Genomic DNA, 14,255 nt, shown 5'->3' with positions numbered 1-14,255 from the left:
AAGCTGAACTGGGCCAGCCAGAAGTACGGCGCCTCAGGACTCGATGCCCCGGAAGATACCCATGAAGGCGGCGCGGTACACGAAGAGCAGAAACCCCTCGAGCACGACGAGCAGCGTCGCCAGGGGCAGGCCCTTCCTGTCGAGGCAGGCATGGAACAGGAAGATGTTGGCGATGACCGGCCCCAGCAGCAGCAGCGCCAGCGGGAGGTTGTACCCCACCAACATCATCACGCCGCCGCTGACCTCGACGGTCTTCACGGCGTGCATGTAGCCGCTCTGTTCCATCGCATCGAGGAACCGCTTGGCCGCGCCCTGCATATTGAGCTGGAACCACTTGGCCCAGAAGTTGAGCCCGATGATGACGAAGCAAAGCCCCATGATCACACGAGCAAGAGTGATGGCGGTATTCATAAGAGTCGAGTGCCCGCTTCGCCGAGCTCACGCGAGGGAGGGCTCGGATGGTAGTGGTGTGGTGTGGGGTGGGGGAGCAATGAGGCCGGTGGCTGCGGCGATAGCCATGGGCTGCATGGGGCGGCCTCCTTCTAATGCGGCGCCGCCGCGGTGTTGCCGGGCGGTTCAGGCGGGGCTGGAGTCGTAGAGTCGGAAGTGGCACGGGGGGGGGCGGCCTCCTCGCCCTCGCCCCCCTTCGCCGCCGGTTTGCCACCGTCCTGCGGCCGGCTGGCCCGCGCCAACGCCAGCTCGAGCGTGGTGGCCTTGTTGCCCTGGATCTGCACGGTGCGTTCCATGGGCACGTAGCCCGCGAGCCGGACCTCCACCTTGTGGCTGCCCTGGGGGAGGTTGTACTGCCGCAGTGGAGACAGGCCCACCGGTTCGTCATTCAGGTAGACCATGGCCGCGGGCTCCACCGTCAGGTTGAGCGTGCCCATGCGCTGGCGCTGGCGCGGGCGCTGCGCCGCGTTCGCGTTCGCGCCGGTCAGCTTCTTGGTCTCGGAGAACAGCCGCAGCGCCTCCGGGTTGTTCGGCTCCAGGTCCAGCACCTGCTTGGCGGTCTCGACGGCCTTGGGCACGTCATTGAGCTCCAGCGCCATGCGGGCCTTGGTGAGCAGCGACTCCCGCTCCGCGATCGTCGTCAGGCGCACGCGCCGGCTGCTCAGCTCGGGATTCGTCGTCTGCACCTCACTGACCTTGGAGAGCAGCTCCAGGGCCTGGCCGTATTGGGCCTCTTTCAGCAAGCGCTCCGCCTCCTCCAGGGAGGACTCCAGGGTGGCGGCCGTGGGAGCCGCCGGTGGCGGCGCCTGTGGGGCAGGGGCCACGGGCGGGGCAGGTGTCTCCTTCACGGGGGGCGCGGTGCTGCCCGAGGCCTGCTGGGGGTTGGCTGCCTCCGGCTGGGCGGCCTGCGTCGCCGGGGCATGCTCCTGAGCCCCTTTCCGGGTGGCCAGGTACGCGACCCCGCTTCCGCCGAACAGCAGCGCCACCATCGTCCCCACGGCCACGATGGCGTTCGCCACCGGCTTGGCCGGAGCCTCCTCCTGCTCGGAGGGGGCCTTCTCCAGTTGGGTGAGATCGGCGGGATAGGCGCCCTCCTCCTGCGAGGGCTGCTGCCCCATCCGCAGCTTCCCGGAGCTGCTGCCACTGGTGCGCAGCGCGCGGATGCTGGAGTTGCTGCCCGAGTTGGCCGCACTGCCCAGGGCGGGGCGCGAGCCGGTGCGCGGCGAAGAGGCGGAGCCGGTCCCCGGGGACACGGCGGGCTTGCGCCCGTACGACTGCGTCTCCGAGGGCGGGAACAGCTCCGCCACCCATTGCGCCACCGCCTGAGCGCTGGAGGCATAGCCGCCCGAAGCGATGAACTGCTCCAGCGCCTGGCGCAGCGCATCGGCGCTGGGGCAGCGCTGGGCCGGCTCGGGCTCGAGCGCCCACATGATGATGCTCTCCAACTCCTGCGGGAAGTTCTCCACCACCTGGGAGGGGGGCGCCACCTTGCCATCCATGATGGTGGCCATCACCGCCGCCTCGTTCAGGCTGCTGGGGAAGCGCTGGCGGCCCGTCATCGCCTCGTACAGGCACACCCCCACCGAGTAGATGTCCGCGCGGTGATCCACGGGCACGCCCCGCACGTGGTCCGGCGCCATGTAGCGCAGCTTGCCCTTGAACATGCCAGCCTCGGTCTGCGCCAGCCTGCCCACCGCCTTGGCCACTCCGAAGTCCAGCAGCTTGGGCACGCCCTCCACCGAGATGAGGATGTTCTGCGGGCTGATGTCCCGGTGGATGATCTGCAGCGGCACCCCGTTCTGATCCTTCGCGTTGTGCACGTAGTACAGCCCGGCACACACGTCGGCGAGAACCTTCGCGATGTGCCCCAGGTGCACCTTCTTCTGGCGGTACGCGGCGCGCATCATCGCGGCCATCGTGGGGCCACGCACGTACTCCATGGCCATGTACGGCGCGCCGTCGATCTCGTCCACCTCGAAGATGTGGATGACGTTGGGGTGGTTGAGGTTGGCGGCGATCCGCGCCTCATCCAGGAACATGTGAATGAACTCAGGCTCCTCCAAGCGCTCGGGAAGGATGCGCTTGACGACCACCAGCTTGTCGAAACCGCCGATGCCGCCGAGCCGGCACTTGTAGACCTCGGCCATTCCTCCGGAGCCCAGGTGCTCCAGGATGGAGTACTTCCCGAAATTCAACCCAGCAGTCATCATTCGGCAACTCGGGCGCCGCGGAGGCTCTGGCGTGAGCATGAAGGGCGGTAGGGGGCAAAGCGGTTACGGATCATACACCGCCCTCATGGGTGGGGGCGAAGTTGTCCGCCTTCCAGGATTTGTGGGGGTAGGGGCCCGCGTCGAGGCAGGGGCTCCCCTCCCCGGCTGTTCTTCACCCGCGCTGGAGTTCAGGCCGCCCGCGCCGGGGCCGCCGCGTCCCGGGGCTCGCCGATGGGCTTGGGGCGGTTCTTGCGCATCTGGCGCAGGAGGATGACGGCATAGACGACGATCGGCGCCAGGAGCAGGTTGGAGGGGCCGCCGACCCGGAAGATGCCTCGGAGGAAGCCGTCGAGCAGCAGCCCGATATAGGCGGCGGCCACCACCAGGGAGACGTGGGTGGAGGCCCAGAAGGGCACGCTGTTGGCCGTGCGCGGATTCAGGTGGGCGCCCCGGTAGAGCCGCGCCACATGCCACGCGGACAGCGGCAAGGTGCTCCCCACGCACAGCGCCACCCAGAGGGGCACGCGCCCCCAGAGCACGGCGGGGACGAGGAGGACATAGGCCAGCGCCTGCACCACCGCGTGCAGGTGCAGCACCGCCCGAGGCCCCAGCAGCACCACCAGGGTGCGCTTGCCCACGCGCCGATCTCCCTCGTAGTCCAGCAGGTTCATGATCGTCATCCGGACGAACTGGATGAGGAAGGCCGGCAGCAGCAGGAGCGCGGGGAAGAGGCTGGCCTCGCCGGTGGCCAGCGCGTAGCCGATCATCGGGAAGCAGCCATTGAGCACGGTGGTGACGGTCAGCTCACCCAGGCCGCGGTAGTTGAGCTGGAACGGAGGCGCCGTATAGAACCACGCCAGCCCCAACCCGATGATGGCCGCATACTGGGCCGGGCGCGGCATCGAGGGGATGAGCGCCAGGCACACGCACAGCAGCACCAGGCTGGCGATGAGGCTCACCTTGGGCTCGATCAGCCCCTCCACGAGCACGCGGCTGCCCCCGGTCCACTGGGTGGGCGAGGGGTTGGCCCGGTCCGCCTCCAGATCGAAGTACTCGTTGCAGTAGTGCGTCATCAGGTGCAGGCACCACACGAACAGCTGGCCGTGCAGGTACGCCCCGAGCTGTGGCGCAGACCCCATGTACACCGCGGCCGTGACCCCCAGCGAGTGCAGGACCCAGCTGTACAAGAGGTACTTGGTCCGCCCCAGCCGCACGAAGTGAGCCAGGAAGCTCCTCCGAGACGACCCGGCGGTTGCGGCAACGACCAGCTCCTTACCGTGTACCGGCAGTGGCAGATCACTCATGGGCATCCTGTCTCCAGAATTCCAAGAAAACACCTTTCGCGCCTTGAGTAGTCTGGCCTACGCATACTTGACTGTCAAAGATGGCTAGAAGATCTAAAAGTTCTTGTTTTCAAGGATTTATCGGAGAGCCACTCGGACATGGGGACATGCTAAAGGGCGCGCCATGAATGAGAACGTACGGATCGCCGTGGTGGGGGCCACGGGGGTCGTGGGGCGCGAGGTGCTCTCCGCGCTGCTGGATCAGGGCGTGCCCTCCGAGCGTCTCGCCGCACTGGCCTCCGAGCGCTCCGAGGCCGTGGAGCTGGAGTACGGCGAGGACACCTTGGAGCTCGAAAAGACCACCCCCGAGTCCTTCCGGGGCGTGGGCCTGGTGCTCCTGGCCACCCCGGCCAGCGCCTCTCGCAAGCTGGCGCCGGTGGCCCAGGCCGCGGGCGCCTGGGTGGTGGATGCCAGCTCCGCCTTCCGCGCGGACGGCAACGTGCCCCTGGTGCTCCCGACGTTCAACCCCGAGGTGCTGGGCGCCACCTTCAAGGGCCGCATCGTCAGCATCCCCTCGGCCGTGTCGAGCGCCCTCGTCTCGATCATCGCCCCGCTCCAGAAGGCCTTTGGCGGCGTCGTCCGGGCCCAGGTGACGGCGATGATGGGCGTGTCCTCGGCCGGAGTCAGCGGGGTGGGGGAGCTGGAGAAGCAGACCGCCGGCTTGCTCTCCGCCCGCGAGCCCGAGGCGCACGCCTTCCCCCACCGCATCGGCTTCAACCTGGTGCCGCAGGTGGGCCCCTTCATGGCCAACTCGCCCTGGACCGAGGAGGAGGCCGGCTGGACGCTCGAGGCGGCTCGGTTGTTCGGCGCCCGAGGAGAGACGCCCGTCATCGCCGGCACCGCCGTGCAGGTGCCCACCTTCTATGGCCACGGCCTGAGCGTGCACGTGCAGCTCAAGGTGCCGGCCCCCGTGGAGCAGGCGCGCGCCGCCCTCAAGACGTCCCCCGCACTCAAGGTGCTGGATGCTCCCACGGAGAAGGTCTACCCCATGCCCATGCTCATTGCCGGAGACCCGGCCATCCACGTCGGCCGGTTGCGTACCTTTCCCCAGGCGCCCGAGTGGCTCTCCCTCTTCGCCGTGGTGGACAACGCCGGCCGAGGGGGCGCGCTCAACCTGGTGGAGGCCGGCCTGCGGCTGCTCCAACGCCCTGCCTGACAATTTGGCACGCCCCCCGGGCCGGGCTTGCCCATTTGGCGGAGGGACCGGGGACTCTCACCTGGGAATGAAGGGATACACCCCCCGTTTCAGATGGCCCCCCACTTGCTAGGGTCACCACCGTCCATGCGTTACCTGCTGATTGCCCTCACGCTCACCGCCACCACCGCCGCCTGGAGCCAGACGGCGTCCCCGCTTCAGATCTCGCTGCCGGGCAACCAGCTCGACATCCGGCTGAAGAAGGGTTCGTGCGATGAGAAAACCACGGTGACCTGGACCTACAACCTCACGACGACCGTCGTCTGCGACGATCTCCACTTCTGGCTCGCCGAGTCCTGCACGGATGAGGTGCCCAGTGGCACCACGCCCGTCGAGACCGTGTCGAAGGCGAACGTGATCAACAACCGCACCGGCGCGGTGTCGTTCACGACGAATGATCTCCCGCTCTTCCAGGGGGGGACCACCACCTGTCCCGCCGACGGCCAGGAGAAGACCTACAAGCTGTGCGGCTCGGTCCCGACTCCGGGAGGGATTGCTGGAGACTGCTCCACCAACTCCAAGAACTTCCAGAAGGCCTCGATCGACGTCACCTATGACGCCAAGCCCCCGGATGCGCCAACCATCGACAAGGTGGCGGCGCTGGACCAGGCCCTCTCGGTGCACGTGAGCTCCCCCTCGGATGCCTCCCGGGTGAAGGTCCACGTGGCGCGGGCGGACGGCTCCGATGAGAGAACGTCCACCCAGGCCGCGGATCTGACGCTGTTCAAGATGGACGGCCTGGAGAACGGAGTGACGTACACGGTCACCGCGACGGCGCTGGACGCGGCGGACAATGAGAGCGCGGCCTCGGAGCCCCTGGAGGGCACGCCGATCCACACCCTGGGCTTCTTCGATCGGTACGTCGAGGCTCAGGGGGCGGAGACGGGAGGCTGTGGCGCGGCGGCAGGTGGTTTGACGGGCGGTGGGGTCATGGCCGTCCTGGCGTTCTGGCTGTCCTCAAGGAGAAAACGGTCATGAGTCGAGCAGTAGCCCTCGGCATCCTCGCGCTCCTCGGCGCGCTGCCGAGCCAGGCGCAGACTGTCACGCAGACGTCCCCCGTGGTGCCCTTGCAGTCCCCGCGCACGGGCGACGTGGAGTTCAAGCTGGGCACCTTCACGCCCCGGATCGACACCGAGGAGGGCCTCACCGGTAAGCCCTACGCGGAGACGTTCGGCGACAGGCCCATGCTGCTCTTCGAGTTGGAGCTGCAGCGCTACTTCTACCAGGGCATCGGCACGGCGGGCTTGGGCGTGTCCGCGGGCTACGCGGAGAAGTACGCGAGCACCAAGACCGACACGGGCGACACCGCCGAGGAGAAGACAGCGCTCAAGGTGGTGCCGCTCAAGCTCAACGGCTTCTACAAGTTCGACTACCCGGCGCTGCGCTGGCACGTGCCGCTGGTGCCCTACGGCAAGCTGGGGCTGATCTACATGCCATGGTGGATCAACAAGGGCGGCGAGACGCAGACGCTCGGCGATCGCGCGGGCAAGGGGGGGCGGTGGGGCTACGGCCTCACGGGGGGCGTCTCGTTCCTGCTGGACGTGCTGGAGCCTCGGCTGGCTCGGGACTTCGACTCGGACATCGGTGTCAACCACAGCTACTTCTTCGCTGAGTGGACATACGCTCAAGTGGACAACTTTGGCAGCCCGGGAATCGTTCTCTCCAGTCGGCACTGGATGTTCGGGCTGGCCTTGGACTACTAGACCGCTTCTATGCGGTCTTCCTCGTGCCTGTCCCTGAAAGTCCCGCTGTCCTTCCTCTCGCTGGTGGCTGGTGGCCTGCTGGCCGCTGGCTGCCACCACACGGTGAGGCCCGAGCTGGGGCCGGACCGTACGGTGGAGGCGGGCATCCCGGTGGAGTTCGGCGCCGTCCAGGAGGGCACGCCTGAAGTGAGCTGGGACTTCGGCGATGGTACCCCGGCCCAGAAGGCCAGCCACGTGTCGCATGCCTTCGCGCGCTCGGGCACGTACGCGGTGCGGGCGCTCGATGGGACGACGGAGGTGGGCCGCGCGCAGCTCACGGTGGCGCCCAGGCCGGTGCTGCGCGCCATCCCCTCGGATGCCACGGTGGCCATCTACGTGCCCCAGCTCCGTGGCTCCGTGGAGCCGCTGGTGGACTTCTACGAGCGGCTGGTGGGGCCGGACGTCGCGCAGCGGCAGATGGAGGAGACGCCCTTCCTGCCCATGGTGCTGCAGAGCGTGAAGGGGGACTCGAGCGCGGTGGATCCGGAGGAGGGCTTTGGCCTGTTCGCGGTGCCCACGTTCGAGGGCACGGTGGCGCTGCTGGGAGTGACGGACGGGCAGGCGGCGATGGAGGCCGTCGTCAAGGAGTTCGAGTCCGAGGGCCACAAGGCGCGGCGCCAGGAGGACGGCAGCGTGCGCATCGAGCTCAACGGCGCGGAGCCCGTCACGGCGTTCCTGGACCGGGGCTACCTGTACCTGGCGATGCCGCAGAAGGAGGAGGCGAAGGAGGGCGAGCCGGTGAAGGCCTCCACCTCGTCACCGGATGCAGAGGGGCTGCGCCGGTACGTGGCGGGGTTCACCGGCCCGGGCCTGTCCGAGTCTCCGCTGCTGACGCGGCTGCGGGGCAAGGTGGCGCAGGGCAGCGTGTACATCCTCACCCAGTTCCCGAAGAAGGAGGTGGATGAAGGGTTCCCCGGGTTCCTCGCCTCGTTGGGCGTGAAGGAGGGGCGCGCGGAGCTGGATGGTTTCCTGGCCACGGACAAGCCACTGCTCAAGGGCAAGCAGGGGCCCGTGCCCGCGCTGCTGGATCAGGCGCCCTTGGGGCCCGTCGGCGCGGCGATGATGTCCATCCCTCCGGAGGAGCTGGCCTCGCTGGTCTTCGGAGCGCCGGGCTCGCCGCGGCGGGCGGAGGCTCAGGACATCTGGCGCAAGGAGGGCCTCGACGCCGAGGGGCTCATCGGCGCGCTGCGAGGGGACGTGACGCTGTTGGTGTACTTCGACGCGCCGGCCTTCTACCGGAACTTCCTGCTCAACAAGCGGCCCGAGCCCCGCGGCGCGGTGCTGCTGGAGGCGGGGCTGACGCGCTCCGAGCCGGTGGTGACGGCGCTCATGAAGGCGTTCGAGGAGGGCTCGTGGAGCGTGGAGTCGAGCCAGGAGAAGAACGTCACCCGGTTCCGGACGCGGGTCATGGAGCAGCCGCTGGTGGTCAGCGTGGCGGCGGATCGGCTGTCGCTGCAGGCGGGCGAGGTGCTGGATGCGAGGCCGCGAGGGAACGTGGGCGCCGCGCTGCGGGATCGCTTCGGAGCCAGCACGTTCGGGCCGAGCCACGTGTCCCTGATGGTGGACATGGGCCGGCTGCGCGCGGACATGGACGCGCCCGAGCAGGTGCCGGGCGTTCCCCAGGGGCAGTTGAGCGCGGCCAAGGCCTTTGGCGGGGCGTTCCTGGATCAGCTCACGCCCTTCGAGCATGCCTTCCTGGACTTCGCTGTCGAAGAGGGTGGGGCTCGGCTGCGAGGCCGGATCGTGGTGCGGACGCGCTGAGATGGCCATGATCACCATCCTCTACTTCGCCGCGGCCCGGGAGCGCGCGGGAGCCCAGCGCGAGACGCTCGAGGTGCCCGCGGGCACGCGAGTGCAGGACGTGCTGCGGCTGCTGGCCGAGCGGCACGCGAGCCTCAAGCCACTGCTGCCGCACCTGCGGGTGGCGGTGAACCAGGAGTTCGTGGATGCGAGCGCCGAGGTGCCGGCCGGGGCGGAGTTCGCGCTCATTCCTCCGGTGTCGGGAGGCTCGGGTCTGTTCTCGGTGGTGGACCGGCCGCTGCGGCTGGAGGACGTGGTGGCGGCGGTGTCGGGCGAGGCGTACGGCGGGCTGGTGACGTTCTCGGGCTCGGTGCGCAACCAGACGAAGGGCCGCCGGGTGCTGAGGCTCGAGTACGAGGCCTATCCGCCGATGGCGGAGAAGCGGCTGGCGGCGATCGGCGCGGAGGTGGCGGAGCGCTGGAGCGGCACGCGCCTGGCGATCATGCACCGGGTGGGCACGCTGATGCCGGGAGAGCTGGCGGTGGTGATCGCCGCCGCGGCGCCACACCGCAAGGAGGCGTTCCTGGCCTGCGAGCACGCCATCGAGCGGCTCAAGCAGGACGTGCCCATCTGGAAGAAAGAGTTCTTCGAGGACGGCGAGATCTGGGTGGGGCTCGGGCCTTAGCGCAGCCGTTACTGGACGCTGAACCCACCGGGCACGGGGGCTGGGGTGCCTCCATCCGGCTTCTGCTTCTTCTCGGCGTCGGACAGAGGGCGCAGGGGCGTGTCGACTCCCAGCGCCTTGCGCCGGGCCAGCTCCTTCTCCTTCGCCGCCTCGAGCCCCCGGCTGTTGATCTTCTGCAGCTGGTCGGGATCCGGCCCCCCGAGCAGGAACCCCAGGGGCAGGAAGAGGAACAGGGCGCTGCCCACCGCCACCCGTACGAGGAGCTTCAACCGGGACGGCTTCTCCCGATCCTTCGCCACCGAGTGCTGGAGCGTCAGATGGAGCTCCCCCTCGGTGAGCCGCAGCGTGGAGCCCTCGGGCAGCTCCACGCTCACCCGCCCCTCGCGCCGCTCGAGCTGGGACTCGGGCACGCCGTGGAACGCATCCCCCCGGGTGCTGCGCTCCAGCTTCACGTTCGGGGGCACGAAGACGCGGTAGCCGCGCTCGGTGCGCTCGGCCAGGAGGAACGGCTCCTGGGGCAGGGTGAAGCCATAGAGCGGCAGGGGCGCCTTCTCATCAGGCGCGGCGAGCACTTGGGGCTGCTCGGGACCGAAGCTCCAGGCTTCGGCCAGGGACTCACCCCAGTACAGCTCGCAGAAGAGGCCGGCAGTGGCTTGGCGATTCATGGACCGTCCGAGAATAGAGCTTTCACCCCGCGTCGGCAGCGCCCGAATCGCTGGGAGAGCCACCCTGGCTGGCCGTATCCCCGGCATCCAGGAGAGCGGGGAGCGCCACCCCTCCATTGCCAGGGCTGCTCGCCGCCTCCGAGGAGGGAAGGGCGCGGCGGATGTCCGCGATGGCCACGGCCACCATGGTGGCCACGATGGCCAGGAACCCCACCGTGTTCGCCAGCGTCTGCACGTGCGGGGACACGGGACGCTTTCGCGCCAGCTCGAGCGCGAGAAACACCAACTGCCCGCCGTCCAGCCCCGGCACGGGCACGAGGTGCAGCAACGCGAGCACCACCGAGATGGCCACCAGCACTCGCATGAAGGAGTCCAAGCCGCTGGAAGCCGCGCCGGAGGACTGGCGCACCAGCGCCACGGAGATGGGAGAGTCCGCCGCGGGATCGCGCCCGACCACGAACCCTCGGATGATCGAGAGTGCCTCGCCCGCTACACGTTGGGTGTGCAGCAGCGATTGGATCAGGGCCTCGCCGGGCTTGTGCTCTTTGTAGACGTACTGCTGGCTCACGCCGATGCGGCCCACTCCGTGCTCATCGGCTCGGGGGCGCACCTTCACCACGCGGGGCTCTCCGTGGCGGGAGACGACGAGCGACCGCTCGCGGCCCGGGCTCTGAGCGATGAACTCCACGAAGTCCGACCAGGTCTTCACCGGCTGTCCATCCACGCTGAGGATGCGATCGCCCGGGAGCATCTGCGCGAACGCCGCCTCCGAGCCGGGTGTCACCGTGCCCACGGTGAGTGGCACCACCACGTGCGTGCCCGAGGTGTACAGCGCGACCAGGACACCGAGCGCGACCAGGTAGTTGGCCAGCGAGCCGGCGAGCGTGATGACCAGGCGCTTCCACGGGCGCTGGGCCGAGTAGCTCCGGGGATCAGCGGGATCCAACCCCGGCGCGTGGGGGTTCATCCCGTGGAGGGTGGCCGAGGCGCCCAGGGGAATGGCCGCGACGACATACTCCGTGCCGAACAGCCGGAAGGACAGCAGCGGAGGCCCAAAGCCCAGCGAGAACCGGGACACGGTCACGCCGAGCAGCCGCGCGGCCACGAGATGTCCCAGTTCGTGCACGGCCAGCAGCAGGCCGAGGGCGAGGAGGGCCAGGAGGACGTACATCCGAGCGCGGCTTCAGATCTTCCGGCGCTGCCCGGTCCGCTTATAGGCCAGGTAGTCCGAGAGGATGGTGCCGTGATCGAAGCAGAGATCCTTCGGCAGGGCATTGAGGGGGAAGGCCTTGGCCTCGGCGGCATCGTCCGCGCCCTGGGGCTCGCCCTGGGCCCGGCCGATGTAGACGGTGGACACCGTGTGCTTGCGCGGATCGCGCTTGGGATCCGAGTAGGTGAAGAACTGTTCGATCAGCTCCACCGTGAGGCCCGTCTCCTCCTTGGCCTCGCGCACGGCGGCGGCGTGCAGGGGCTCGCCCTCGTCCACGAAGCCCCCGGGGAGGGCCCAGCCGATGGGCGGGTTGGCCCGGCGGATGAGGACGATGCGCTCGCCGGACAGCTCGATGATGCAGTCCACGGTGGGGGTGGGGTTCTTGTACTGGGTCTCGGCCATAGGGGCGGGCAGTCTACCCCGGGCCGAGCGAGGGCACTGCACTGATGCGCGGGGTTGGTTATGGTGTGCTCGTGTCCACCCGCCGCCTGCTCCTGCCGTGCCTGCTCCTCGTTGCGGGGCTCTGTGCCAGTTGCAACTCCTACCCCCAGAACCCGGGGCACTACGACATCCGCGCCACCGAGGTGTACCGGGACGACTGCAAGCTGCTGTCCTCGGAGGAGGCGCTCTGGGACGGCTCGCTGCTCATTACCGGACAGGTGGTGCGCATGGACTTCGAGCTGTTGGAGATGCAGCTCGTCGGCCGCTTCCTGGAGTCCGGCGGCAGCTTCGCGGTGGACGGCAGCGTGGCCAACGCCACGGCGACGGCCAACGGACAGGAGTGCCTGCTGGATCAGGTGAGCGTGCACCTGGAAGGTGACACGGTGTGTCGTACGCAGTTCAACGGCGTGTTGCGGGTGCGCTACGAGGCGCGGCGCCCGGACCAGTGCGTCTGCGAGCTGTGGGCCCGCTTCGAGGCCGTTCAGAATGGGGAGCAGTGCGCAGAGCAGCCTTGAGCCCGAGCCACAGGCGACCTAGACAATAGGACACGTCTTGCTGTCCTGCTGGGGAGGAAGCCATGGCCGAGCCGCAGCGTCCGTCGCACGAGATCCAATCAGTCCTCTCGGAGAACCGAGTCTTCCCTCCGCCCGCGGAGTTCTCGAAGCGAGCGCACATCCGCAGCATGGAGGATTACCGCCGGCTGTGGGACGAGGCGGCGAAGGATCCCGAGGCGTACTGGGGGGCGCGGGCGCGCGAGGAGCTCTACTGGAAGGAGCCCTTCAAGACGGTGCTCGAGTGGAAGCCGCCGCACGCGCGGTGGTTCATCGAGGGCCGCACCAACCTGGCCTACAACTGCCTGGATCGGCACCTGCCGAAGCTGAAGGACAAGCCGGCCATCCTCTTCGAGGGCGAGCCCGGAGATCGCCGCACCGTCACCTACGGCGAGCTGGCGGTGGCGGTGAACAAGTTGGCCAACGGGCTGAAGTCGCTCGGGGTGCGCAAGGGAGATCGGGTGGGCATCTACCTGCCCATGGTGCCCGAGGCGGCGGTGGCGATGCTGGCGTGCGCGCGGATCGGCGCGGTGCACTCGGTGGTGTTCGGCGGCTTCTCGGCGGAGGCGCTGCAGGAGCGCATGAACGACGCGGGAGCCAAGGTGCTGCTCACGGCGGACGGCGGGTGGCGCAAGGGCGCGGTGGTGCCGCTGAAGAAGAACGTGGACGCGGCCGTGCCGAACATGCGCACGGTGGAGAAGGTGGTGGTGCTCAAGCGCGCGGGGGAGGCGGGGCCGCTCGGGCCGAAGGACATCTCCTGGGAGGAGCTGGTCCGCGGCCAGAGCGAGACGTGCGAGCCGGAGTGGGTGGAGAGCGAGCACCCGCTGTTCATCCTCTACACCTCGGGTTCGACGGGGAAGCCCAAGGGCGTGCTGCACACCACGGCGGGCTACGCGATGAACATCTCGCTGACGACGCGGTGGGTGTTCGACTTGAAGGACGATGACATCTACTGGTGCACGGCGGACGTGGGCTGGGTGACGGGGCACAGCTATGTGGTGTACGGGCCGTTGATGAACGGGGTGACGACGATCCTCTACGAGGGCGCGCCCACGCATCCGGGGCCGGATCGGTTCTGGGAGATCATCGCGCGCTACAAGGCGACGATCCTCTACACGGCGCCCACGGCCATCCGGGCCTTCATGCGGCTGGGCGAGGAGCACCCGCGCAAGCACGACATGAGCTCGCTGCGGCTGCTGGGCTCGGTGGGAGAGCCGATCAACCCCGAGGCGTGGATGTGGTACCGGGACGTGATTGGCGGCGGACGGTGCCCGGTGGTGGACACGTGGTGGCAGACGGAGACGGGCGGGATGATGATCACGCCGCTGCCGGGGGCGACGCCGACGAAGCCGGGCTCGGCGACGTTCCCGCTGCCGGGGGTCCACGCGGAGATCCTGGACCGGCAGGGCAACCCGGTGCCAAAGGGGCAGGGTGGGCTGCTGTTCATCACGAAGCCGTGGCCGTCGATGCTGCGCACGGTGTACGGGGATCCGGAGCGGTACGTGAAGACGTACTTCAGCGAGCTGCCGGGCAAGTACTTCACGGGCGACGGGGCGCGCACGGACGCGGACGGCTACTTCTGGCTGATGGGCCGAGTGGATGACGTGGTGAACGTGGCAGGCCACCGCCTGGGCACGGCGGAGGTGGAGAGCGCGCTGGTGGCGCACCCGCGCATCGCCGAGGCCGCGGTGGTGGGCCGTCCGGACGACTTGAAGGGCACGGCGCTGGTGGCGTTCGTCACGTTGAAGAAGGGCACGGAGCCCTCGCCGGAGCTGAAGAAGGAGCTGGCGGCGCACGTGGCGAAGGAGATCGGCGCGATCGCCCGGCCGGACGAGATCCGGTTCGCGGAGGGCCTGCCGAAGACGCGCTCCGGAAAGATCATGCGGCGGCTCTTGCGCGACGTCGCGGCCGGCAAGGAGACGACGGGAGACACCACCACGCTGGAGGACTTGAGCGTGCTCGCCTCGCTGCGCAGGGACGAGGAGTGAAGCGCCTCGCGGACGCCCGGCTCTGACGGAGCCAG

At 68.9% G+C, this 14,255-nt stretch carries 13 protein-coding genes; 7 read left to right on the top strand and 6 right to left on the bottom strand.

The window, feature by feature from the left end; genetic code table 11:
- Nucleotides 1-33: 33 nt before the first annotated feature.
- The 3 genes from ACJ8AT_RS02110 to ACJ8AT_RS02100 form a co-directional block, all read right to left on the bottom strand.
- Entirely contained in the window at nucleotides 34-411 is a 378-nt protein-coding gene (locus tag ACJ8AT_RS02110) for a DoxX family membrane protein (RefSeq protein WP_407735836.1), read from the bottom strand.
- A 131-nt stretch (nucleotides 412-542) separates the two neighbouring features.
- The gene (locus ACJ8AT_RS02105) at nucleotides 543-2,645 is read right to left on the bottom strand and encodes a protein kinase domain-containing protein (RefSeq protein WP_407735835.1); all 2,103 of its coding nucleotides are present in this window, start codon (nucleotides 2,643-2,645) and stop codon (nucleotides 543-545) included.
- 203 nt (nucleotides 2,646-2,848) lie between these two features.
- Nucleotides 2,849-3,964: a prenyltransferase gene (locus ACJ8AT_RS02100; protein WP_407735834.1), complete on the bottom strand. Its 1,116-nt coding sequence runs from the start codon at nucleotides 3,962-3,964 to the stop codon at nucleotides 2,849-2,851.
- 163 nt (nucleotides 3,965-4,127) lie between these two features.
- Between ACJ8AT_RS02100 and ACJ8AT_RS02095 the strand changes: the two genes are divergently transcribed.
- The 5 genes from ACJ8AT_RS02095 (at nucleotide 4,128) to moaD (ending at nucleotide 9,365) form a co-directional block, all read left to right on the top strand.
- Nucleotides 4,128-5,159, top strand: coding sequence for an aspartate-semialdehyde dehydrogenase (locus ACJ8AT_RS02095; protein ID WP_407735833.1), 1,032 nt, complete (start codon nucleotides 4,128-4,130; stop codon nucleotides 5,157-5,159).
- Between the two features lie 126 nt (nucleotides 5,160-5,285).
- Complete coding sequence (locus ACJ8AT_RS02090) at nucleotides 5,286-6,176, top strand: MXAN_2561 family MXYO-CTERM-anchored protein (RefSeq protein WP_407735832.1); 891 nt, start codon at nucleotides 5,286-5,288, stop codon at nucleotides 6,174-6,176.
- Nucleotides 6,173-6,901, top strand: a complete 729-nt coding sequence (locus tag ACJ8AT_RS02085; protein ID WP_407735831.1) for an MXAN_2562 family outer membrane beta-barrel protein — start codon at nucleotides 6,173-6,175, stop codon at nucleotides 6,899-6,901. Before ACJ8AT_RS02090 ends, ACJ8AT_RS02085 begins: the two co-directional genes overlap by 4 nt.
- Before the next feature lie 9 nt (nucleotides 6,902-6,910).
- Complete coding sequence (locus tag ACJ8AT_RS02080) at nucleotides 6,911-8,701, top strand: PKD domain-containing protein (protein ID WP_407735830.1); 1,791 nt, start codon at nucleotides 6,911-6,913, stop codon at nucleotides 8,699-8,701.
- 1 nt (nucleotide 8,702) lies between these two features.
- On the top strand, nucleotides 8,703-9,365 hold the full coding sequence (gene moaD, locus ACJ8AT_RS02075) for a molybdopterin converting factor subunit 1 (protein WP_407735829.1): 663 nt from the start codon (nucleotides 8,703-8,705) through the stop codon (nucleotides 9,363-9,365).
- An 8-nt stretch (nucleotides 9,366-9,373) separates the two neighbouring features.
- On the opposite strand, the gene ACJ8AT_RS02070 is transcribed toward moaD, so the two are convergent.
- From ACJ8AT_RS02070 to ACJ8AT_RS02060, 3 genes are read right to left on the bottom strand one after another with little or no spacing between them, the layout of a single operon-like run.
- The gene (locus ACJ8AT_RS02070; protein WP_407735828.1) at nucleotides 9,374-10,030 is read right to left on the bottom strand and encodes a hypothetical protein; all 657 of its coding nucleotides are present in this window, start codon (nucleotides 10,028-10,030) and stop codon (nucleotides 9,374-9,376) included.
- Nucleotides 10,031-10,052: 22 nt separating this feature from the next.
- Nucleotides 10,053-11,201 (bottom strand): M50 family metallopeptidase, encoded by a 1,149-nt coding sequence (locus ACJ8AT_RS02065; protein WP_407735827.1) that lies wholly within the window; start codon nucleotides 11,199-11,201, stop codon nucleotides 10,053-10,055.
- Between the two features lie 12 nt (nucleotides 11,202-11,213).
- Nucleotides 11,214-11,642: an NUDIX domain-containing protein gene (locus ACJ8AT_RS02060; RefSeq protein ID WP_407735826.1), complete on the bottom strand. Its 429-nt coding sequence runs from the start codon at nucleotides 11,640-11,642 to the stop codon at nucleotides 11,214-11,216.
- Nucleotides 11,643-11,713: 71 nt separating this feature from the next.
- Here ACJ8AT_RS02060 and ACJ8AT_RS02055 point away from each other — a divergent pair, with 71 nt between their 5' ends.
- Nucleotides 11,714-12,196: a hypothetical protein gene (locus ACJ8AT_RS02055; protein ID WP_407735825.1), complete on the top strand. Its 483-nt coding sequence runs from the start codon at nucleotides 11,714-11,716 to the stop codon at nucleotides 12,194-12,196.
- Nucleotides 12,197-12,258: 62 nt separating this feature from the next.
- Entirely contained in the window at nucleotides 12,259-14,220 is a 1,962-nt protein-coding gene (gene acs / locus ACJ8AT_RS02050) for an acetate--CoA ligase (RefSeq protein ID WP_407735824.1), read from the top strand.
- Nucleotides 14,221-14,255: the final 35 nt, after the last annotated feature.

This window comes from Hyalangium sp., assembly GCF_045802625.1.
Taxonomy (GTDB): domain Bacteria; phylum Myxococcota; class Myxococcia; order Myxococcales; family Myxococcaceae; genus Hyalangium.
The sequence above is the reverse complement of the archived record's forward strand: the minus strand, read 5'-3'. Positions and strand labels throughout refer to the sequence as shown.

Bases quoted from the DNA above. Each gene is read 5' to 3' on its own strand.
- moaD (WP_407735829.1), top strand. From the start codon at position 8,703: ATGGCCATGATCACCATCCTCTACTTCGCCGCGGCCCGGGAGCGCGCG.
- ACJ8AT_RS02080 (WP_407735830.1), top strand. From the start codon at position 6,911: ATGCGGTCTTCCTCGTGCCTGTCCCTGAAAGTCCCGCTGTCCTTCCTC.
- ACJ8AT_RS02065 (WP_407735827.1), bottom strand. From the start codon at position 11,201: ATGTACGTCCTCCTGGCCCTCCTCGCCCTCGGCCTGCTGCTGGCCGTG.
- ACJ8AT_RS02070 (WP_407735828.1), bottom strand. From the start codon at position 10,030: ATGAATCGCCAAGCCACTGCCGGCCTCTTCTGCGAGCTGTACTGGGGT.
- ACJ8AT_RS02095 (WP_407735833.1), top strand. From the start codon at position 4,128: ATGAATGAGAACGTACGGATCGCCGTGGTGGGGGCCACGGGGGTCGTG.
- ACJ8AT_RS02085 (WP_407735831.1), top strand. From the start codon at position 6,173: ATGAGTCGAGCAGTAGCCCTCGGCATCCTCGCGCTCCTCGGCGCGCTG.
- ACJ8AT_RS02100 (WP_407735834.1), bottom strand. From the start codon at position 3,964: ATGAGTGATCTGCCACTGCCGGTACACGGTAAGGAGCTGGTCGTTGCC.
- ACJ8AT_RS02110 (WP_407735836.1), bottom strand. From the start codon at position 411: ATGAATACCGCCATCACTCTTGCTCGTGTGATCATGGGGCTTTGCTTC.
- ACJ8AT_RS02090 (WP_407735832.1), top strand. From the start codon at position 5,286: ATGCGTTACCTGCTGATTGCCCTCACGCTCACCGCCACCACCGCCGCC.
- ACJ8AT_RS02060 (WP_407735826.1), bottom strand. From the start codon at position 11,642: ATGGCCGAGACCCAGTACAAGAACCCCACCCCCACCGTGGACTGCATC.
- acs (WP_407735824.1), top strand. From the start codon at position 12,259: ATGGCCGAGCCGCAGCGTCCGTCGCACGAGATCCAATCAGTCCTCTCG.